This is a genomic window from Sphingomicrobium astaxanthinifaciens, from assembly GCF_022865105.1.
GTDB lineage: Bacteria > Pseudomonadota > Alphaproteobacteria > Sphingomonadales > Sphingomonadaceae > Sphingomicrobium > Sphingomicrobium astaxanthinifaciens.
Genome location: NZ_JAKNYM010000001.1, coordinates 411232 through 429748, shown reverse-complemented (window position 1 = coordinate 429748; position 18517 = coordinate 411232). Strand labels below are relative to the sequence as shown.

Genomic DNA, 18517 nt, shown 5'->3' with positions numbered 1-18517 from the left:
TGGGGGTGTGACGATGGCGAGTGACCTGCCCGAGACGATGCGTTGCGTGGTAAGCCCCGAGCCGGGCCAGCTGGAACTGGTCGAGCGCCCGCTGCCCCGACCCGGGCGCGGCGAGTTGCTGGTCAAGGTCGCCGCCGCGGGGGTCAACCGGCCCGACCTGCTCCAGGTCAAGGGGGTCTATCCGCCCCCCGAGGGCGCGAGCGACGTGCTCGGGCTCGAGCTGGCGGGCGAAGTGGTCGCGCGCGGCGCGGGGTGCGAGACGCCGGTCGGCACGCGGGTCTGCGGCTTGGTCGCTGGCGGCGCTTATGCCGACTATTGCCTGCTCCCCGAGGGCACCGCGCTGCCGGTGCCCGAGCGGCTCGGGCTGGAGGAGGCGGCGGCGCTGCCCGAGACGCTGTTCACCGTCTGGATCAACCTGTTCGAGCGCGGCTTCGCGGCCGAGGGCGATCTCGTCCTCGTCCACGGGGGCACGAGCGGGATCGGCACGATGGCGATCAGGCTGTGCCGTCTCTACGGGATCACCATCATCGTCACCTGCGGGTCGGAAGAGAAGGTGGAGGCCGCGCTCGATATCGGCGCGCACGCCGCGATCAACTACCGGACCGAGGATTTCGTCGACCGCGTCAAGGACATCACCGAGGGATGCGGGGTCGACATCGTGCTCGACATGGTCGGCGGCGACTATGTGCCGCGCAACCTCGCCTGCATGGCCGAGGAGGGGCGCCACGTCTCGATCGCCTTCCAGCGCGGCGCCGAGGCGTCGCTGCCGATCGTCCAGGTCATGCGGCGTCGCCTGACGCTGACTGGCTCGACGTTGCGCGCGCGCTCGCTGCGCTTCAAGACGATGGTCGCCGACGAATTGCGCGGCACCGCCTGGCCGTTTGTCGAGGGCGGGCGGCTTCGTCCCGTGATGGACCGGAATTTCGCGCTTGCCGAGGTCGGGGCCGCGCATGCGCGGATGGCGGCGGGCCAGCACGTCGGCAAGATCACGCTCACGCCGTGACTTGAACCGCGCGCCCAAAAGGCGTAAATCGCTGCCCGACATAACCGGCCGCTCCGAAAAGGGGCGGCCCTTTCTATTTTAAGAGGAAGCCGACCATGGCCGAACAGCCCAAGCCCCTGATGCCCAGCGCGACCGCCAGCTGGCTGGTCGAGAACACCTCGCTGAGCTTCCGCCAGATCGCCGATTTCTGCGGGCTCCACGCGCTCGAGGTGCAGGCGATCGCCGACGAGACCGCCTCGACCAAGCTGACGGGGCGCGACCCGGTGCGCGCGGGCGAACTGACCCACGAGGAGATCGAGAAGGGCCAGGCCGACGAGAATTACGACCTCAAGATGCACAAGGCGCCCGACCCGATGACCCGCACCAAGGGGCCGCGCTACACGCCCGTGTCCAAGCGGCAGGACAAGCCCGACGGCATCGCGTGGATCATCAAGAACCACCCCGAGGTGAGCGACGGCCAGATCTCCAAGCTCATCGGCACCACCCGCAACACCATCTCGAACATCCGCGATCGCACCCACTGGAACATGGCCAACATCCAGCCCAAGGACCCGGTCACGCTCGGGCTGACCACCCAGCGCGAGCTCGATGCCGCGGTGGCCAAGGCGCAGAAGGAAGCGGGGACCGCCGAGGCGGCCGCCGATCCGACGCTGTCGCACGATCGCGAGGCGCTGATCGAGCAACTGCGCAAGGAGCGCGAACAGGCCGCCGCCGATGCCGAGGCCGCGCTGAAGGCGCAGAGCGGCGAGGCCGAAGACGACCGCCCCGAGATCGTTCCCGGCATCAAGGACCCGTTCAAGCATTGATCGCGGGCGCTCGAACCGCCATGGTCGCGTCCATGACCGACGCCGAACACAAGCCGGTGGCCGACATGGCCTTCGAAGAAGCCCTCGAGGAGCTCGAGACGATCGTCCGCAAGCTCGAAAGCGGCGAGGAACAGCTCGACGCCTCGATCGCGCTGTTCCAGCGCGGCGAGGCGCTGAAGAAACATTGCGAGGCGCGGCTCGACGATGCCCGCGTGCGGATCGAGAAGATCACTGGCGGCGCGGCCGGCCAGCCGGCGGGGACCGAACCCTTCGATGCCGGCTGAGCCGATGTCTCAATCCCCCTCCAGCCTCGGCGAGGAAGCGCATCACACCGCCGCCGCGATCGACGCGATCTTCGACCAGTTGCTCGTGCGACCCGGCGACAGCCGCGACCCGCTCTACGCCGCGATGCGCCACGCCGCGATCGACGGCGGCAAGCGGATGCGCCCGCTGCTGGTGCGCGCCGCCGCGCGTTTGTTCGGGGTCGACGAGAAGCGCGCGTTGCGCGTCGGCGCGGCGATCGAGGCGATCCACGTCTATTCGCTGGTCCACGACGACTTGCCGTGCATGGACGATGACGACCTGCGGCGCGGCAAGCCGACGCTGCACAAGGCCTATGACGAGGCCATCGCGGTGCTCGCGGGCGACAGCCTCCACGACCTCGCCTTCGCCATCCTCGCCGACGAGGCGACCCACCCCGATGCCAAGGTCCGCTGCGACCTCATCGCCGAACTCGCGCGCGCGGCGGGACCCGCGGGCATGGCGGGCGGGCAGGTGATGGACCTCGAGGCCGAGAAGGCGGGCGACCTCGACCTCGACGACATCACCCGGCTCCAGCAATTGAAGACCGGCGCGCTGATCGAATATTGCATCGAGGCCGCGTGCATCCTGGGCGGGCGGCTCGAGGGCGAACGCACCCCCTATCGCGGCTATGCGCGCAACGTCGGGCTCGCCTTCCAGATCGCCGACGACCTGCTCGACGTCGGGGGTGACGAGGCCAAGGCGGGCAAGCGGCTGCATAAGGACGAGGAGGCGGGCAAGGCCACCTTCGTCAGCCTGATGGGCGAGGACCGCGCGCGCGAACAGGCGCAGGTGCTCGCCAACCAGGCGATCGAGCATCTCGCCCACCATGGCGAGGAGGCCGGCCTCCTGCGCGCGATCGCCCGCTTCGCCGTCGAAAGGGATCGTTAGTCATGCGCATCGGCGTCTATCCCGGCACCTTCGACCCGATCACGCTCGGGCATCTCGACATCATCAAGCGCGGCGCGCGGCTGGTCGACCGGCTCGTCATCGGCGTCACCACCAACCCCGCCAAGAGCCCGATGTTCGACCTCGACGAGCGCGTCGCCATGGTCGAGCAGGCCATCTCCGACATCGCCGGCGCCAGCGTCGTGACCTTCGACGCGCTGCTGATGGATTTTGCCGCCGAGCAGGGCGCCTCGGTGATCCTGCGCGGGCTGCGCGCGGTCGCCGATTTCGAATATGAGTATCAGATGGCGGGGATGAACCAGCAGCTCAATGACGAGATCGAGACCGTCTTTCTGATGGCCGACGTCTCCTTGCAGCCGATCGCCTCGCGGCTGGTCAAGGAAATCGCCCGCTACGGCGGCCCGATCGACAAGTTCGTCACCCCCGAGGTCGCGACCCGCGTCGCCGCGAAGGTGGCGGGCGAGGGGCGCCGCTAAGCGCGGGTTCACCTGCGCGCCGCTAACGGGTCTTTCAAAATTTCATCGCGCTCGCTAGACAGCGAACGGCCCTTGGGGAGGAATTGATAAGATGTTCAAAAGCCTTGGTAATGTTTGCGTCGGCCTTGCCGCCCTGTCGCTGCTGGCGAGCCCGGCGTTGGCGCAGGACCGCTCGAAGATCCAAGGTTATGTGCCCGAGCTCAGCCACGGCCGGGTGCCTGAGGCGATCGCCAGCGATCCCGCGAACACGCTCACCTTCACGCTCGACAATGGCGGCATCATCGATGTCCAGCTGCGCCCCGATGCGGCGCCGCTGCACGTCCATCGTATCCAGACGCTCGCCGCCGAGGGGTTCTACGACGGGCAGGTGTTCCACCGCGTGATTCCCGGGTTCATGGCGCAGGGCGGCGACCCGCTCGGTAACGGCACCGGGGGCTCCGACCTGCCCGACCTGCCCGCCGAATTCTCGACCCTGCCGCACCTGCGCGGCGTGTTCGCGATGGCGCGCTCGGAGGACGAGAACAGCGCCAACAGCCAGTTCTTCATCATGCTTTCGCCCAATTTCGCGCTCGACGAGAAATATACCGTGGTCGGCCGCGTCAAGCGGGGCATGAACACCGTCGACACGATCGCCCCGGGCGAGCCGCCGGTCGCGCCGACGCGGATCGTCAGCGCGCGCATCGGCGGTCCGGTCCCCGCCGCCCCCGCGACCAAGGAAGCGGCCAGCCGGGCCGACGAGCTGCCCGAGGGCTGATGAAGGTCGACGCCTTCGATTTCGAACTGCCGCAGGACCGCATCGCGCTGCGCCCCGTGCGCCCGCGCGACGCGGCGCGGATGTTGCTGGTCGAGGGTGAGGCCATCAGCGACCGGAAGGTCCTCGACCTGCCCGACCTGCTGGACCCCGAGGATTGCCTCGTCTTCAACGACACCAAGGTCATCCCCGCGCAGCTCGAGGGCCGGCGCGGCGACGCCAAGGTCGGCGCCACCCTGCACAAGCGCGAGGGGCCGCGCGACTGGCGCGCCTTCATCCGCAACGCCAAGCGCGTGCGCGAGGGCGACCGCATCGATTTCGGCGCGGGCGTCAGCGCCATCGCCGCCGATCGCGCCGAGGACGGCAGCATCCTCCTCAGCTTCGAGGGCGAGGAACCGGTCGAGCTGCTGCTGACGCGCGCGGGCACCATGCCGCTGCCGCCCTATATCGCCTCCAAGCGCGGGATCGACGAGGCCGATGCCGAGGACTACCAGACGATGTTCGCGCGCGAGGAGGGCGCGGTCGCCGCGCCCACCGCCTCGCTCCACTTCACCGAGCGCCTTATAGACAGGATCGATGCCGCCGGCATCCAGCGCGAGACGCTCACGCTGCACGTCGGCGCGGGCACCTTCCTGCCGGTCAAGGTCGAGGACACCGACGATCATCGGATGCACGCCGAATTCGGCCGCATCGATGCCGACACCGCCGCGCGGCTCAACGCGGTGCGCGCAAACGGCGGGCGCCTCATCGCCGTCGGCACCACCGCGCTGCGGTTGCTCGAAAGCGCCGCCGACGAAGAGGGCGTCATCCATCCCTTCGCCGCCGACACCGACATCTTCATCACCCCCGGCTATCGCTTTCGCGCGGTCGGCGGGCTGATGACCAACTTCCATCTGCCGCGCTCGACCCTCTTCATGCTGGTCAGCGCGCTGATGGGATTGGATACGATGAAAGCCGCCTACGACCATGCGATCGCAGGCGGCTATCGGTTCTACAGCTATGGCGACAGCTCGCTGCTGCTGCCCAAGCGCTAGGCCTCAGGCGACCGCGCCCTCTTCCTGCGGGATGCGCAGCACCTGTCCCGGATAGATCTTGTCGGGGTCCTCGAGCATCGGCTTGTTGGCCTCGAAGATGCGGTGGTAGGCGTTGGGATCGCCATAATGCTCCTTGGCGATGCCCGAGAGCGTGTCGCCGCTCTCGACCCGGTGCCACTTGGCGGCGGTCCCGCCGCGCGTCGCCGCGAGCCCGTCATCGTCGACCCGGGCGATATGCTTGGTGTTGCCCGCGATCGCCATCAGCTTTTCCTTGGTCGCCTGGTCGGGCACCTTGCCCGAGATCTTCACCTTGTCGCCCTCGACCCGGACCTTGATGTCGCCCTCGAGCCCCATGCGATCGATCTCGCGGCGAATGCTCTCGGCCTTCACCTCGGCATCGGAGGCTTCGTCGAACAGTTCCTTGCCGCTGTCTTTCTTGAAAATGTCGAACAGTCCCATGGTCACGCTCCTCTTCTTGGTACTGCAAGGAAAACAGGGCGCGCGCGCCGCCGTTCCGGGTGACGCGCCGAAGCGCCCCTGCTAGGAGACCGGCGAAGGGGACCATCATGACCTGCCGTTTCGTCGCGCTCGCCGCCGCGGGCCTCGCTCCTGCCACGCCGCTCGCCGCCGCCCCGCCCGAGGGGGTCGCGCAGCTGGTCGAACAGGCCGCCGACAGCGGTGACGCACAGAAACTCGACACCGTTCTCGACCTCGCCCGCGCCGCCTATCCGGGCGAGGCCGCGGCGATCGCGAGCCTCGAAACCCAAGCGCGCGCCCGCCTTGTCGAGGTGACCGCCGCCAAGGCCGCCAAGCGCACCGACGACCTGCGCGCCGCCGGCCTGTTCGACCACTGGTCGGGGCGCGGCGAACTGGGGGGCTATTACGCCACCGGGTCGAGCGAGGAGAGCGGGCTGTCCGCCGGGCTCGGGCTCGAGCGCACCGGCATCGACTGGCGCCACGCCTTTCGCGTCCATGTCGACTGGCGCCGCTCCGATGGCGACACCACGCGCGAGCAGCTGCTCGCGGGCTACGAGCCGCAATATGACGTCACCGACCGCCTCTTCACCTATGGCCTCGTCGAGGGCGAACGCGATCGCACGCAGGGCATCGACAATCGCCTCTCGCTCTCGGGCGGCGCGGGCTATCGGCTGTTCGATCGCGACACGCTGCAATGGTCGGTCAAGGCGGGGCCCGCCTGGCGCCGCACCGACTGGCTCGACCGCGAGGATACATCGCGCCTCGCCGGGCTCGCCGCCACCACGCTCGCCTGGCAATTGAACGGCCGCCTCGCGCTGACCCAGGACGCCGACGCTTATGTCCAGGCAGGCGGCAACAGCTACCGCAGCGAAACCGGGCTCGAGGCCGATCTCGGCGGCAACCTCCTCGCGCGGCTCGCCTTTCGCGTCGATCATGAGAGCGACCCGCCCGCCGACCGCCCGGCCACCGACACCTTGAGCCGCATCACTCTCGTCTACGATTTCGAATAGTGGAAATGCGTGTCCCTTCCCGCTAAGGGCGCGGCCATGTCTCGCTTTTCCTTAAAAATTTCCGCGACCGACGGGGCCGCCCGGCGCGGCGCGATCAGCATGCGGCGCGGGGTCATCCAGACCCCTGCCTTCATGCCCGTCGGTACCGCCGCCACGGTCAAGGCGATGCGCCCGCACGAAGTCGCCGCCACCGGCGCCGACATCCTGCTCGGCAACACCTACCACCTGATGCTCCGTCCCGGCGCCGACCGGATGGAGCGCCTCGGCGGGCTTCATAAGTTCATGAACTGGGACAAGCCGATCCTCACCGACAGCGGCGGCTACCAGGTCATGAGCCTTGGCGACCTTCGCAAGATCACCGAGGAGGGCGTCGCCTTCAAGTCGCACCTCGACGGCTCGCGGCACATGATCACCCCCGAGCAATCGATGGCGATCCAGCGCAAGCTGGGCTCCGACATCGTCATGGCCTTCGACGAATGCACGCCATATCCCGCCACCCACGAGGTCGCGGAGAAATCGATGCTCATGTCGATGCGCTGGGCCAAGCGCAGCCGCGACGGCTTCGACAGCGGCGAGGAACATGCCTCGCGCGCGGCGCTGTTCGGAATCCAGCAGGGCTCGATGTTCGAGGACCTGCGCCGCGTCTCGACCGACAAGCTGCTCGAGATCGGCTTCGACGGCTATGCGGTCGGCGGGCTCGCGGTGGGCGAGGGACACGAGAAGATGTGCGCCACGCTCGATTTCGCCGCCCCCATGCTGCCGCACGACAAGCCGCGCTACCTGATGGGGGTCGGCAAGCCCGACGACCTGATCGAGGCGGTGCGCCGCGGCATCGACATGTTCGACTGCGTCCTGCCCAGCCGCTCGGGGCGCACGGGCCAAGCCTTCACCCGCGACGGGCCGATCAACATTCGCAACGCCAGGTTCGCCGAGGACGAGGCGCCGCTCGACGCCGAATGCGGCTGCCCGACCTGCACCGACTTCAGCCGCGCCTATGTCCACCACCTCGTCCGCTCGGGCGAGATCCTCGGCGCGCAGCTGATGACCGGGCACAATCTGCATTTCTACCAGGACTGGATGCGGGCCATGCGCGAGGCGATCGCCGAAGGGCGGTTCGAGGCGCATGCCGACGCCGCGCTCGCCCGCTACCGCGCGCGCGCGTCTTAACGCGGCTTTCACCATCTTCGGGCCAGATCGGGCGCGATGAAGATGGAAACCGTCCCGGTGCCTGCCGACGAGGCGGGAAAAGCACGCCTCGCCCTTGGACTCGCGGCGCTGTTCGCGCTCGGCTGCCTGTGGCTCAATCCCGTCGGCTATGTCGGCGGCGGGGCGGATGACGAGCAGTATCTCGCCGCCGCGCGCTGCTGGGTCGAGGCGAGCGGCCCCTGCCTGCCCGCCGATCACTGGTGGAGCCGCTGGCCGGTCATCGCCCCCGTCGCCACCGCGCTCGCCCTCCTGGGCGACAGCCGCGCGGCCGTCGCCGTGGGGGCGAGCCTGTCGTGGGGGCTCCTGCTTTTCGCGATGGGCTCGCTCGGGACTCGCTGGTTCGGCTGGCGCGCCGGGGTCACCGCGCTCGTCGCCATTGCCGCCACCCCCGTCGTCACTGCTTATGCGCTGACACCGAACCCCAATGTCACCGAGCTCGCCTTCCAGCTGCTCGCGCTGCTGGCGGCGACCATCGCCTATCGCACGGGCGCGGCGCGCGCGGCCTTCGTCGGCGGGCTCTTCGCGGGACTCGCCTTCGCCACCCGCAGCACCTCGATCCTCTTCCTCGCCGCCAGCGCGCTGACCTGGCTGTTCCTCGATCCCGACCGCCGCAGGCCGCTATTGTGGGCCATCGCCGGGCTGGCCGTGGTCCTGCTGGGCGAGATGGCGGTCTATGCCGCCGCGACCGGCGATCCCTTCTACCGGCAGGCGCTGGCGCTGTCGCACACCGGCATTCCCTCAGCCGAACTGCCCGCCGGCTTCGACACCAGCCAGTCGCCGCTGTTCAACCCCGCCTATATCGCCGCATGGCGCCGCGAGATGGGGATCGCGCTGTTCTGGCCCGTCGATGGCTGGATCAATGTCCTCCTCGGCCCGCGGCTGGGAACGCTGCTCCTCGCGGCGGCGCTGGGAGCGATCCTGCTGCGCCGCACGCTGCCCGGGCCCTCGCGCACGATCCTCAAGCGCGCCGCGCTCGGCGTGGCGTTACTGGTCGTCCTGCTCACCTGGGGGCTGGCGATCGACCCCAAGGCGCGCATGTTCCTGCCCGCCGGCGCCTTGGCGGCACTGGCGCTGGGCGCGCTCGTCGCGGCGCGGCCCGACGGGCGCCGCTCGTCGCTGGCGCTGGGGCTGGTGGGGTTCCAGCTCATCATCGGCCTGTCGGTCCTGGCCGTCTATCCCAACAGCCATGAGGGGGAGCGCAAGGCCGCGCGCTGGATCGCCGACCATGGGGGCCGCATAGAGATCCTTCCCGGCGCGCGCAGCTACCTGACCTTCGTCGCTGGCGCCGAGGCACTTCCGGACCGGGGCGCGGGGCGTCCCCTGCTGATAGCGCTAACCGGCGGGCCTTGCGAAGAGGCGATCGGCAATGCCCCGGGGGGTGGCCCCACCGGGCGCGTCGTCGACAGCGCCGCGCAAGGGCCCACGAGCCGGGCAAGGCTGTGCCTTTTCGAATATGCCGAGGCCAGCAGGTAGCGTTCGCCGCCCCGCCGCGGCGCCTTCGACCGCGCCGCCGACGGCGAGCGCTGACCCGCGGGGCGGCTAGCCCTTGGTACCGACGTGCAGGAAGTCGGGCAGCGGCCCGTTCCAGTCGTTGTTGTAGGTCGGCACGACGCTGGTCGACGGGGCCGGGGGCTCGCCCTCGTCCTCGTCCTTCGCCTTTTTCGCTTCACGCCGGGGTGCGCGTTCCTTCTTCGGCGCGTCCTTTTCCGCCGCCTTGCGGCGCGGCTTGCTGGGCGCTTGCTCGTCCTTCGAGGGCGCCTTGTCCCGCGCCGGCTCTTTCTGCGAAGTCGCCTGGGCCTTGGCCGCCGCGGCCGATCCGCCGACTCGCTTGATCTTGTGCTGGGTCAGCTTCTCGATCATGTCGATCAGCTCTTCGTCAGCCGGGGTGACCAGCGTATAGGCCGTCCCCGTGGCCCCCGCGCGACCGGTCCGGCCGATCCGGTGGACATAGTCGTCGGGATGGAAGGGGACGTCATAGTTGACGACCGTCGAGACGCCCTTGACGTCGAGCCCGCGCGCGGCGACGTCGCTCGCCACCAGCACGTTGATCTCGCCCGCCTTGAAACGATCGAGCTCGGCGATGCGGTTAGCCTGGTCCATGTCGCCCTGGATCTGTCCGACGTTGAACTTCGAGCGCTTGAGGCTGGTCGCCAGCTCGCGCACCGTGGTCTTGCGGTTGCAAAAGACGATCGCCGTCTCGGTCTTGGGCAGGCGCAGGATCTCGCGCAGCGCGGCGCGCTTGTCGCGCGGGGTCACCGGCACCACCACCTGTTCGATATTCTTGTTGGTGGTCGCCGCGCGCGCCACCTCGACCGTCTTGGGATCGGTCAGGAAGCGATCGGCGAGCTTCTTGATCGGCGGCGGCATGGTCGCCGAGAACAACAGGGTCTGGCGTTGCTTGGGCAGCTTCAGGCAGATGCTCTCGATATCGGGGATGAACCCCATGTCGAGCATGCGGTCGGCCTCGTCGATGACCAGCAGGTCGCAGGCGGTGAGCAGGATCTTGCCGCGCTCGAACAGGTCGAGCAGCCGGCCCGGGGTGGCGATCAGCACGTCGACCCCGCCATCGAGCGCCTTGACCTGGTCGCCCATCTGCACCCCGCCGATGAGCAGCACCATCGAGAGATTGTGATACTTGCCGTATTTCTCGAAATTCTCCGACACCTGCTGCGCCAGTTCGCGGGTCGGCGCGAGGATCAGGCTGCGCGGCATCCGCGCCCGGGAGCGTCCCTGCGCGAGGATATCGATCATCGGCAGCACGAAGCTGGCGGTCTTGCCGGTCCCCGTCTGGGCGATCCCGATCAGGTCCTTGCCCATCAGCGTCGGCGGGATCGCCTTGGCCTGGATCGGCGTGGGTTCGGTATAGCCGCTGTCCTCGACAGCGCGCAGAAGTTCTTCAGAAAGGCCGAGTGCGGCAAAACCCATGGAAATATCCGGAAAAAATCAAAGCAAGACGCGGGGTTGGACCCGCTGGCGCGACTTGCCCGTAAATCCGGCAAAGGTCAAGAATGGCGACCGGGCAGGCCGTCCGAAAACGGGCTAGGGGGTGTCCGTGTCCTCGCCCTGCATCGGGCGCAGCCGCTGGAAGCTCTCGATCCGGCACGAGCCCCCCATCCGCGTGCGGATCACGTCGCGCCGCGCGCACAGGCGGTCGTCGTCGGGCTGGACGTAGAAGCCGCCGTAGAAGTCGAGGCTGGGGCAGCGGTCGTCCATCTCGACCCGGATCCGGCTCTGGTCGGCAAGCAGGAAGTCGATGCTGCGCGGGCCGGCCAGCCTCGCGCCCGCGATCCGCGTGCTGTTGAAGCAGCGCGGCCCGCGCTCGATCGAGAATCGCTGCGGCTCGGAGCGCTTGGGGCGGATCGGGACGCGGATGACGAGCTGGTTGCGGATGACCATGCGCCGCACCTGCGGCGCCGGATCGGGCGCCGCGCGCATCGCGCGCGTCGGCTGTTCGGCTGCCGCCAGCATCAGCGCGCCCAGCGCCGTCAGGATCATTCGCTTGCTCTCATCTCGACGAGGGCGATTGCCACTTGGCGATTGAACCGTAAATGAATTTCTTGGCCCCTCGGGCGCGCGCGGGCTGCTTGCGCCGCGCGCCGTTTCCCCCTAGATGGCGGGTCGATGTCTATCGCAGGCGGGCCGGGGCATTGGCCGGGGGCCGCCGATCAACACTTCCAGGAGATTACGCAAAATGGCGAGTGAAGCGCCCAAGGGTGTTCTGCCGGTCATGTACAACGACCTCGAACCCATCACCAAGGAAAAGCACGGCAAGCTCAAGATGAAGAGCTTCGACAAGATGCCGTTCGCCGCGAAGATCCACGCCGTCCCGGTGACGGTCGAGGAAATCCCGCTGCTCCAGCGCCATTTCCCGATCGTCTTCACCACCGGCGACAACATGCTGCCGATCGCGCTGATGGGGCTCAACGAGGGCGCCAACGCCTTCTTCGACGCCGAGGGCAACCTGCTCGACAAGAGCGTCTACCTGCCCGCCTACCTGCGCCGCTATCCCTTCATGCTCGCGCGGCTCAAGAAGGATTCGGACGAGCTGTCGCTGGTCGTCGACCCGACCTCCGACGTGTTCGACGAAAAGGACGGCGACCCGCTGTTCGACGGCGACCAGCCCTCGCAGCGCACGCAGGACATCCTCAAGTTCTGCGAGCAGTTCGAGACCTCGGCGCAGCGCACCGGCGTGTTCGTCGACGAGCTCAAGAAGCTCGACCTGATGATGGACGGCGAAGTGGCGATCCAGCCCGACGGCATGGAAAAGCCCTATCTCTACCGTGGTTTCCGCATGGTCGATGAAAAGAAGTTCCGCGAGCTCAAGGGCGACCAGCTGCGCAAGATGAACCAGAGCGGCATGCTGCCGATCATCGTCGCGCACCTCTTCTCGCTGGGCCAGATCCGCGACGTGTTCGCGCGCCAGGTTCGCGCCGGCAAGGGGCCGGTCACGGTCGAGGAACTCGAAGGCAAGAAGGCGTAACGTCGCTGCCGCCCGCTACCGTCCGGTAGCAGGGCCGAGAGGAAACGGGCCTCGCTCCCTTGCGGAAGCGGGGCCCTTTTTCATTCGGCCGCCCGCGCCGCGCGTTCGCGCAGCGCGCCCTCGAGCGCGGCGACAACGCGTTCGATCAGCCGCCGCGCGCGCGCCATCCCCGGTCCCGGGCGCCGCAGCGCGCGGTCGAGATAGAGCGACCGGTCGACCTCGAGCTGGAGCGCGTGGATCCCGTGCGCGGGCCGCCCGTGGCGGCGCGCGATCTCGCCGCCCGCATAGGGGTGGTTGATGCCCGCCTCGAGCCCCGCGCCCGCGACCGCGCGGCGCGCGGCATCGACGAGGAAGGGGGCCGCGCTGGTCCCGTCGCGATCCCCCAGCACCACGCGCTGCAGGCCGCGCTGGCGCGGCGGCATCGAGTGACAGTCGAGGAGCACCGCGATCCCGTGCCGCGCGCGGACCTGCGCGAGCATCGCGCCGAGCGCCGCGTAATAAGGGGTCCAGCCGCTCGCCAGCCGTTGCTCAAGCGCCTCGGGGGCGAGCGGCGCGCGCCACAGCGCCCGCCCGCCCGGCCCCCGCGCGATCACGATGCCGAGCCCGTTGGCGGCCTTGCTGCCCGGTGGCGGCGGCGGCGCGCCCGGGTGCAGCGCGGGGACCCGCTCGCCCGGGGCGCGGTTGAGGTCGAGCGCGGCGCGCGGCGCGCGCGCCACTACCGCGCCGTGCCCGGCCTCGACCAGCCCGGCCACCAGCCGGTCGACATAGGGGTCGGCGAGCGCCAGCACCGCCGCCCGCCCCCCGTCGGCCAGCCGCGCCAGCCAGTCGGGACAGTCGCGGCCCGAGTGCGGCACCGACAGCACCAGCGGGCTGTCGCGGCGCGGGGCGATCACCAGCGGGGCGGGCAGGGGGGGCTCGGGCAGCATCGTGCGATCGGGCGTACCACTTTGCGACACTCGCGTCGCGAAGATCGTTAACGACTAGCAAATCGGGCCCGGCGCGCGCATATAGGATGCATGTCGAGGATCCTGCTAGCCGAAGACGATACGTCGATGCGCGAATATCTCGCCCGCGCCCTCGAGCGCGTGGGCTATGAGGTGGTCGCGGTCGATTGCGGCACCAAGGCGCTGCCCTTGCTCGAGGCGGGGCGCTTCGACCTCCTGCTGACCGACATCGTCATGCCCGAGATGGACGGAATCGAGCTGGCGCAGAAAGCGAGCGCGCTCGACACTGAGATCCGGGTGATGTTCATCACCGGCTTTGCCGCGGTGGCGCTGCAGGCGGGGCGGACCGCGCCCGAGGCGAAGCTATTGTCCAAGCCCTTCCACCTCAAGGATCTCGTCGCCGAGGTGGATCGCATGTTCCAGACCGAGGACCAGCACGGCCGCCTCTGAGCGGCGCGGGCGATGCGCCGATGGCGGCCCGCGGGACGGCTGCCGCCGCGCGGTTGTGGCGCGGGTCGGGGGCGAACCGGCATTTTGTCGAAAAAGGGGGTTGGCAAGGCGGCGATCCTTTCCTAAATGCCGCCTCCGTCATGGGCGTGTAGCTCAGTGGTAGAGCACTATGTTGACATCGTAGGGGTCGCAAGTTCAATCCTTGCCACGCCCACCATGACCTTCCCCGCTAGGGGCATCAAAAAGGCGGCTCCGGCTTCGGTCGGGCCGCCTTTTCGCATTGCGCGCGACTGCTTGACCTTGGCACCTATGTAACTATGTAACATGGAGAAACTCGAACAAGGACCGCGTTCTCGCCCCATGCAGACCACAACAGACCAAGCGCTCGATACCGCGCACTCGATCATCGAGGAGGCCCGCGCCGACGCGCGGCGCCGTCCCACCATCGCCGGCTTGTTCGACGAGGCCACCAACACCGTCAGCTACGTCGTCCACGACGCCGCCACGAAGAAGGCCGCGATCATCGACAGCGTGCTCGACTATGACGCCGCCTCGGGACGCACCGCGACCCGTTCGGCGGGGCTCATCAAGGACTATGTCGAGCAGAAGGGGCTCGAGGTGCAATGGGTGATGGAGACCCACGCCCATGCCGACCATATCTCGGCCGCGCCGTGGCTCCAGCAGCAGCTCGGCGGCAAGCTGGCCATCGGCAAGGACATCATTCGCGTCCAAGACGTGTTCGGCAAGATCTTCAACGCCGGCACCGATTTCGAACGCGACGGCTCGCAGTTCGACCACCTGTTCGTCGACGGTGAGCGCTTCGCCATCGGCGAGCTCGAGGCGGTTGCGCTCCACGTGCCCGGTCACACCCCCGCCGACATGGCCTATGTCATCGGCGATGCGGCCTTCGTCGGCGACACCATCTTCATGCCCGATTTCGGCACCGCGCGGACCGACTTCCCGGGCGGGAGCGCGAGCGAGCTCTACCGCTCGATCCGCCGCTTGCTCGAGCTGCCGCGCGAGACGCGCATTTTCCTGTGCCACGATTACAAGGCGCCGGGACGCGACGACTATGCGTGGGAGACCACCGTGGGCCAGCAGCGCGACGAGAATGTCCACGTCCGCGACGGCGTGACCGAGGAGGAGTTTGTCGAGATGCGCACCACGCGTGACAAGAACCTCGCCATGCCCGAGCTGATCATGCCCTCGGTGCAGGTCAACATCCGCGGCGGGCGGCTCCCCGACCCCGAGGACAATGGCGTGTCCTACATCAAGATTCCCCTCAACACGCTTTGACAGGGACCACCATGACCATCCCGGGTTTTGAACATGCCCAGCCCCTCGAGGGGCTGGTCGGCGGGCTGATGATCGGGCTCGCCGCCGCCATCATGCTGCTCGGCATCGGCCGGATCGCCGGCGTGAGCGGGCTGACCGCGCGCGCGACCGGCATCGCCGACAGCGGGCCGCCGCGCAGCCTTGCGGTCACCTTCGTCATCGCGCTGGTCGCCGGCGCGGTCCTCGTCGAGCTGGTGACCGGCACCATCGAGGCGCGCTTCCCGCCCGAGCTGTGGATGCTCGTCGCCGCCGGCCTGTGCGTCGGTTTCGGGACCCGCATGGGCTCGGGTTGTACCTCGGGGCACGGCGTATGCGGGATGAGCCGCCTGTCGCAGCGCTCGATCAGCGCCACGCTCACCTTCATGGGCGCGGGCATCGCCACCGTCGCCGTCATGAACGCGCTCGGAAAGGGCTGGTAATGCGTCAACATCTGCTCACGCTGGTCGCCGGCGCGCTGTTCGGCGGCGGCCTCGCCATCTCGGGGATGATGGACCCCGCGCGGGTGCGCGGCTTTCTCGACCTGTTCGGCAATTGGGACCCGACGCTGGCCTTCGTCATGGGCGGCGCGCTCGCCGTGATGGCGATCGCCTGGTTCCTCCAGAAGGGCATGACCCACCCCTTCGCCGATGCGCATTGGCACCTGCCGGGCACGCGCACGCTCGACCGCAAGCTGCTGGGCGGCAGCGCGCTGTTCGGAATCGGCTGGGGCCTCGGCGGCCTGTGCCCGGGGCCCGCGATCGCCTCGCTGGGGGTCAATTTCGGCCAGGTCGCGAGCTTCGTCCTCGCCATGCTGGTCGGCATGGTCGGTCATCGCCTCCTGCTCGAGCGCCGCTAGCCCTGATGGACCTCCTCTACCTCTTCACCGGCGCCTTTTCGGGCGCGCTCGTCGGCTTCAGCCTCGGCCTCATCGGCGGCGGGGGATCGATCCTCGCGGTGCCGCTGATGGTCTATCTCGTCGGCGTCTCCGAACCGCATGTCGCCATCGGCACGAGCGCGCTGGCGGTGGCCGCCAATGCCGCGCTCGGTCTCGGCGGCCATGCCCGCGCGGGCACGGTGAAGTGGAAGATCGGATTGCTCTATGCGGGCGCCGGTATCCTCGGCGCGTTCCTCGGTTCGAGCGCGGGCAAGGCGTTCGACGGCCAAAAGCTGCTGTTCCTCTTCGCGCTCGTCATGATCTTCGTGGGCGTCCTGATGCTGAAGGGGCGCAAGGCGGTCGGCGACAGCGAGGCCCGCCTCCACCGCGGCAACGCGCCCAAGGTCGGCGCCTATGGGGTCGGCACCGGGGTCTTCTCGGGGTTCTTCGGCATCGGCGGCGGCTTCCTCATCGTCCCGGGGCTCGTCGCCTCGACCCGCATGGCCATGCTCAACGCGGTCGGCACGAGCCTCGTCGCGGTGACCGCCTTCGGGCTGACCACCGCGCTGAACTATGCGCGCAGCGGGCTCGTCGACTGGGGGCTGGCGGGCATCTTCGTCGTCGGCGGCGTCCTCGGCAGCCTCGCGGGCACCCGGATCGCGCGCCACCTGTCGAGCAAGGGGCAGCTCACCAGCGTGTTTGCCGGCCTCATCTTCGTGGTCGCCGCCTACATGCTCTACAAGTCGGGCACCGCGGCCTTCTGATCAGCCCGCTTTCTGGCGGATCATCTTTTCCAGCTTCTTGAGCAGCGCCTCCTGCTCGAAGGGCTTCTGGAGCCGCGGCCGTTCGATCCATTGCTCGGGCATCGTCCAGTCGGCGTAGCCCGAGGTCAGGATGAAGGGCACGTCGCGCTTCTCGAGGATCTCGAGCACCTGGAAGCATTTCTCGCCGCGGATGTTGAGGTCGACGATGGCCGCATCGATCTGCTCGCGGTTCGACAGGTCGAGCGCGGCGGCCATGTCATAGGCGGGGCCGACCACGAAATAGCCGTGGTCGCGCAACGCGTCCTCGGTGTTCAGGGACACCACCGGGCTGTCCTCCACCAGGAGGATCCGCGCTCCGTTGGAGACCTTGTCGTCACTCATGCAATAATCACCCCTTCAGCGCGCCAGACCTAGCACTGGCCGACGCCGTCGTGGCAACAATGGGGGAAGGGGGCTCCGGGTTCCTTGTCAGGACGCGCATTTGATGCAGTGCGACACGCTCGGGTCGTGCACCAGTCGTGGGCGCGCGATCTCGTCGCCGCAGGCCACGCAATAGCCCCATTCGCCGGCCGCGAGCCGGTCGAGCGCGGCATCGATGCGCGCGCGTTCGGCCTTGCGGCGCTGTTCGAGCGCCCGGGCCATTTGCTGCACCTGCATTGCGTCCATCCGCGACAGGCGCCCGACGCTTTCCTGGTCGAGCTCGACCGGCGCGCGCGCCTGCTCGTCGACCCGATCCTCGTGGAGGAGCGCGGCGCGGCGCTGTTCGAGCGCCGCGCGGGCGTCCTCCGGGTCCACCGCTCAGCTCGGCTTGCGGAACTTCAGCGTCATGCGGTCACTCTCGCCGATCGCGAGATAGCGCTCGCGGTCGGTATCGCCCAGCCGCAGCACCGGGGGCAGCGTCCATACCCCCTCGGGCCAGTCGGCGCTGTCGTTCGGATTGGCGTTGATCTCGCTCGCCTCGACCAGCTCGAAGCCGGCCGCCTCGGCCATCGCGATCACGCTCGAGGTCTTCATATAGCCCGAGACCGCCTCGCGCTCGGCGGGGGCGTCCTCGGGGAGGCGATGCTCGACCACCCCCAGCGTGCCGCCGGGCTTGAGCATGGCATACATCTGCGCGAAGGCCTCGGCGCCGAAGGGCGTCTCGCCCATCTCCCAATTGTGGACGTTGCGGAAGGTGAGCACGACATCGGCCGAACCGGCCGGGACCATCGGCTCGCCCGCGGCGGCGGGGAAGCGGGCATAGTTGACCGTGCCGACCGCGTCAGGATGCGCCGAAACGAAGTTTCGCACCCCGGTCAGCCCGCGCTCGCTCGCGACCGCGTAATAGGTGCCCTCGCGCGCCAGATAGGGGGCGAGGATCTGCGCATAATAGCCACCGCCCGGCCAGATCTCGACGACCGTGTCGTCGGGTTGCACCCCGAAGAAGGCGAGCGTCTCGACCGGGTGGCGATAGCGGTCGCGCGCGACGAAGCCCTCATCGCGAAACTCCATCCCGACCGCGTCCCGGATGAGGTCCTCGAGCACCGCCCCGGCCAGCGTGCGGCCGAGGTCGCCGGTGCCATAGCCGTTGCAGGCGCCCAGCCCGAGCATGGCGAGGCCGGCGGCCCCGGCAATCAACATGCGCATGATCATCTCCCTGTCTGTGCAATCCGTCCGTGTCATTCGATACGCAGCGCTAACGATTGCGCGCCCGACATCGTTGCGCAACGAAAAAGGCCG

23 protein-coding genes and 1 tRNA gene are annotated in these 18517 nt (G+C 68.8%); 17 read left to right on the top strand and 7 right to left on the bottom strand.

The window, feature by feature from the left end; all coding sequences use genetic code 11:
- Nucleotides 1-13 precede the first annotated feature (13 nt).
- The 7 genes from L8951_RS02090 (at nucleotide 14) to queA (ending at nucleotide 5279) form a co-directional block, all read left to right on the top strand.
- Complete coding sequence (locus tag L8951_RS02090) at nucleotides 14-1003, top strand: NAD(P)H-quinone oxidoreductase (protein WP_244381347.1); 990 nt, start codon at nucleotides 14-16, stop codon at nucleotides 1001-1003.
- Nucleotides 1004-1098: 95 nt separating this feature from the next.
- A complete protein-coding gene (locus L8951_RS02085) occupies nucleotides 1099-1809 on the top strand; it encodes a DUF1013 domain-containing protein (protein WP_244381346.1) in 711 nt (236 codons plus the stop codon).
- 32 nt (nucleotides 1810-1841) lie between these two features.
- Nucleotides 1842-2093: an exodeoxyribonuclease VII small subunit gene (locus tag L8951_RS02080; protein ID WP_244381345.1), complete on the top strand. Its 252-nt coding sequence runs from the start codon at nucleotides 1842-1844 to the stop codon at nucleotides 2091-2093.
- Between the two features lie 4 nt (nucleotides 2094-2097).
- On the top strand, nucleotides 2098-3000 hold the full coding sequence (locus L8951_RS02075; protein WP_244381344.1) for a polyprenyl synthetase family protein: 903 nt from the start codon (nucleotides 2098-2100) through the stop codon (nucleotides 2998-3000).
- Nucleotides 3001-3002: 2 nt separating this feature from the next.
- Entirely contained in the window at nucleotides 3003-3494 is a 492-nt protein-coding gene (gene coaD, locus L8951_RS02070) for a pantetheine-phosphate adenylyltransferase (RefSeq protein ID WP_244381343.1), read from the top strand.
- 91 nt (nucleotides 3495-3585) lie between these two features.
- Nucleotides 3586-4248: a peptidylprolyl isomerase gene (locus L8951_RS02065; protein WP_244381342.1), complete on the top strand. Its 663-nt coding sequence runs from the start codon at nucleotides 3586-3588 to the stop codon at nucleotides 4246-4248.
- The gene (queA, locus tag L8951_RS02060; protein WP_244381341.1) at nucleotides 4248-5279 is read left to right on the top strand and encodes a tRNA preQ1(34) S-adenosylmethionine ribosyltransferase-isomerase QueA; all 1032 of its coding nucleotides are present in this window, start codon (nucleotides 4248-4250) and stop codon (nucleotides 5277-5279) included. The genes L8951_RS02065 and queA overlap by 1 nt, the downstream gene beginning before the upstream one ends.
- Nucleotides 5280-5282: 3 nt before the next feature.
- Here the strand turns inward: queA and lysM are convergent, their stop codons facing one another.
- Entirely contained in the window at nucleotides 5283-5738 is a 456-nt protein-coding gene (gene lysM, locus L8951_RS02055) for a peptidoglycan-binding protein LysM (RefSeq protein WP_244381671.1), read from the bottom strand.
- 107 nt (nucleotides 5739-5845) lie between these two features.
- On the opposite strand from lysM, the gene L8951_RS02050 reads away from it, so the two are divergent.
- From L8951_RS02050 to L8951_RS02040, 3 genes are read left to right on the top strand one after another with little or no spacing between them, the layout of a single operon-like run.
- Nucleotides 5846-6766, top strand: a complete 921-nt coding sequence (locus L8951_RS02050) for a DUF481 domain-containing protein (protein ID WP_244381340.1) — start codon at nucleotides 5846-5848, stop codon at nucleotides 6764-6766.
- A gap of 36 nt (nucleotides 6767-6802) precedes the next feature.
- A complete protein-coding gene (tgt, locus tag L8951_RS02045) occupies nucleotides 6803-7933 on the top strand; it encodes a tRNA guanosine(34) transglycosylase Tgt (RefSeq protein ID WP_244381339.1) in 1131 nt (376 codons plus the stop codon).
- Nucleotides 7934-7969: 36 nt separating this feature from the next.
- Nucleotides 7970-9445: an ArnT family glycosyltransferase gene (locus L8951_RS02040; RefSeq protein ID WP_244381338.1), complete on the top strand. Its 1476-nt coding sequence runs from the start codon at nucleotides 7970-7972 to the stop codon at nucleotides 9443-9445.
- Between the two features lie 66 nt (nucleotides 9446-9511).
- Here L8951_RS02040 and L8951_RS02035 read toward each other — a convergent pair whose 3' ends face one another.
- Nucleotides 9512-10897 (bottom strand): DEAD/DEAH box helicase, encoded by a 1386-nt coding sequence (locus L8951_RS02035; RefSeq protein WP_244381337.1) that lies wholly within the window; start codon nucleotides 10895-10897, stop codon nucleotides 9512-9514.
- Nucleotides 10898-11011: 114 nt separating this feature from the next.
- Complete coding sequence (locus tag L8951_RS02030) at nucleotides 11012-11467, bottom strand: hypothetical protein (RefSeq protein ID WP_244381336.1); 456 nt, start codon at nucleotides 11465-11467, stop codon at nucleotides 11012-11014.
- A gap of 196 nt (nucleotides 11468-11663) precedes the next feature.
- On the opposite strand from L8951_RS02030, the gene L8951_RS02025 reads away from it, so the two are divergent.
- Nucleotides 11664-12452: a SapC family protein gene (locus L8951_RS02025; protein WP_244381335.1), complete on the top strand. Its 789-nt coding sequence runs from the start codon at nucleotides 11664-11666 to the stop codon at nucleotides 12450-12452.
- Nucleotides 12453-12532: 80 nt separating this feature from the next.
- On the opposite strand, the gene L8951_RS02020 is transcribed toward L8951_RS02025, so the two are convergent.
- Nucleotides 12533-13408 carry an N-formylglutamate amidohydrolase gene (locus L8951_RS02020; protein WP_244381334.1) on the bottom strand — a complete coding sequence of 292 codons (876 nt, stop codon included), beginning with the start codon at nucleotides 13406-13408 and terminating at the stop codon, nucleotides 12533-12535.
- A 60-nt stretch (nucleotides 13409-13468) separates the two neighbouring features.
- Here L8951_RS02020 and cpdR point away from each other — a divergent pair, with 60 nt between their 5' ends.
- The 6 genes from cpdR to L8951_RS01990 all read left to right on the top strand — a co-directional run bounded on the left by cpdR (nucleotide 13469) and on the right by L8951_RS01990 (nucleotide 16798).
- Nucleotides 13469-13846, top strand: coding sequence for a cell cycle two-component system response regulator CpdR (cpdR, locus tag L8951_RS02015; RefSeq protein ID WP_244381333.1), 378 nt, complete (start codon nucleotides 13469-13471; stop codon nucleotides 13844-13846).
- Nucleotides 13847-13988: 142 nt separating this feature from the next.
- Nucleotides 13989-14063: transfer RNA gene (locus tag L8951_RS02010), tRNA-Val, on the top strand.
- 143 nt (nucleotides 14064-14206) lie between these two features.
- A complete protein-coding gene (locus tag L8951_RS02005) occupies nucleotides 14207-15142 on the top strand; it encodes an MBL fold metallo-hydrolase (protein ID WP_244381332.1) in 936 nt (311 codons plus the stop codon).
- Nucleotides 15143-15153: 11 nt separating this feature from the next.
- Complete coding sequence (locus L8951_RS02000; RefSeq protein ID WP_244381331.1) at nucleotides 15154-15600, top strand: YeeE/YedE family protein; 447 nt, start codon at nucleotides 15154-15156, stop codon at nucleotides 15598-15600.
- Complete coding sequence (locus tag L8951_RS01995) at nucleotides 15600-16016, top strand: DUF6691 family protein (protein ID WP_244381330.1); 417 nt, start codon at nucleotides 15600-15602, stop codon at nucleotides 16014-16016. Before L8951_RS02000 ends, L8951_RS01995 begins: the two co-directional genes overlap by 1 nt.
- A gap of 5 nt (nucleotides 16017-16021) precedes the next feature.
- The gene (locus L8951_RS01990) at nucleotides 16022-16798 is read left to right on the top strand and encodes a sulfite exporter TauE/SafE family protein (RefSeq protein ID WP_244381329.1); all 777 of its coding nucleotides are present in this window, start codon (nucleotides 16022-16024) and stop codon (nucleotides 16796-16798) included.
- Here the strand turns inward: L8951_RS01990 and L8951_RS01985 are convergent, their stop codons facing one another.
- From L8951_RS01985 to L8951_RS01975, 3 genes are all read right to left on the bottom strand, one after another.
- A complete protein-coding gene (locus L8951_RS01985; protein WP_244381328.1) occupies nucleotides 16799-17179 on the bottom strand; it encodes a response regulator in 381 nt (126 codons plus the stop codon).
- 87 nt (nucleotides 17180-17266) lie between these two features.
- The gene (locus L8951_RS11590; RefSeq protein WP_244381327.1) at nucleotides 17267-17593 is read right to left on the bottom strand and encodes a TraR/DksA family transcriptional regulator; all 327 of its coding nucleotides are present in this window, start codon (nucleotides 17591-17593) and stop codon (nucleotides 17267-17269) included.
- 3 nt (nucleotides 17594-17596) lie between these two features.
- Nucleotides 17597-18424 carry a class I SAM-dependent methyltransferase gene (locus L8951_RS01975; protein ID WP_244381326.1) on the bottom strand — a complete coding sequence of 276 codons (828 nt, stop codon included), beginning with the start codon at nucleotides 18422-18424 and terminating at the stop codon, nucleotides 17597-17599.
- Between the last annotated feature and the right edge of the window lie 93 nt (nucleotides 18425-18517).

Bases quoted from the DNA above. Each gene is read 5' to 3' on its own strand.
- L8951_RS02090 (WP_244381347.1), top strand. From the start codon at position 14: ATGGCGAGTGACCTGCCCGAGACGATGCGTTGCGTGGTAAGCCCCGAG.
- L8951_RS02085 (WP_244381346.1), top strand. From the start codon at position 1,099: ATGGCCGAACAGCCCAAGCCCCTGATGCCCAGCGCGACCGCCAGCTGG.
- L8951_RS02080 (WP_244381345.1), top strand. From the start codon at position 1,842: ATGACCGACGCCGAACACAAGCCGGTGGCCGACATGGCCTTCGAAGAA.
- L8951_RS02075 (WP_244381344.1), top strand. From the start codon at position 2,098: ATGTCTCAATCCCCCTCCAGCCTCGGCGAGGAAGCGCATCACACCGCC.
- coaD (WP_244381343.1), top strand. From the start codon at position 3,003: ATGCGCATCGGCGTCTATCCCGGCACCTTCGACCCGATCACGCTCGGG.
- L8951_RS02065 (WP_244381342.1), top strand. From the start codon at position 3,586: ATGTTCAAAAGCCTTGGTAATGTTTGCGTCGGCCTTGCCGCCCTGTCG.
- queA (WP_244381341.1), top strand. From the start codon at position 4,248: ATGAAGGTCGACGCCTTCGATTTCGAACTGCCGCAGGACCGCATCGCG.
- lysM (WP_244381671.1), bottom strand. From the start codon at position 5,738: ATGGGACTGTTCGACATTTTCAAGAAAGACAGCGGCAAGGAACTGTTC.
- L8951_RS02050 (WP_244381340.1), top strand. From the start codon at position 5,846: ATGACCTGCCGTTTCGTCGCGCTCGCCGCCGCGGGCCTCGCTCCTGCC.
- tgt (WP_244381339.1), top strand. From the start codon at position 6,803: ATGTCTCGCTTTTCCTTAAAAATTTCCGCGACCGACGGGGCCGCCCGG.
- L8951_RS02040 (WP_244381338.1), top strand. From the start codon at position 7,970: ATGAAGATGGAAACCGTCCCGGTGCCTGCCGACGAGGCGGGAAAAGCA.
- L8951_RS02035 (WP_244381337.1), bottom strand. From the start codon at position 10,897: ATGGGTTTTGCCGCACTCGGCCTTTCTGAAGAACTTCTGCGCGCTGTC.
- L8951_RS02030 (WP_244381336.1), bottom strand. From the start codon at position 11,467: ATGATCCTGACGGCGCTGGGCGCGCTGATGCTGGCGGCAGCCGAACAG.
- L8951_RS02025 (WP_244381335.1), top strand. From the start codon at position 11,664: ATGGCGAGTGAAGCGCCCAAGGGTGTTCTGCCGGTCATGTACAACGAC.
- cpdR (WP_244381333.1), top strand. From the start codon at position 13,469: ATGTCGAGGATCCTGCTAGCCGAAGACGATACGTCGATGCGCGAATAT.
- L8951_RS02005 (WP_244381332.1), top strand. From the start codon at position 14,207: ATGCAGACCACAACAGACCAAGCGCTCGATACCGCGCACTCGATCATC.
- L8951_RS02000 (WP_244381331.1), top strand. From the start codon at position 15,154: ATGACCATCCCGGGTTTTGAACATGCCCAGCCCCTCGAGGGGCTGGTC.
- L8951_RS01995 (WP_244381330.1), top strand. From the start codon at position 15,600: ATGCGTCAACATCTGCTCACGCTGGTCGCCGGCGCGCTGTTCGGCGGC.
- L8951_RS01990 (WP_244381329.1), top strand. From the start codon at position 16,022: ATGGACCTCCTCTACCTCTTCACCGGCGCCTTTTCGGGCGCGCTCGTC.
- L8951_RS01985 (WP_244381328.1), bottom strand. From the start codon at position 17,179: ATGAGTGACGACAAGGTCTCCAACGGAGCGCGGATCCTCCTGGTGGAG.
- L8951_RS01975 (WP_244381326.1), bottom strand. From the start codon at position 18,424: ATGCGCATGTTGATTGCCGGGGCCGCCGGCCTCGCCATGCTCGGGCTG.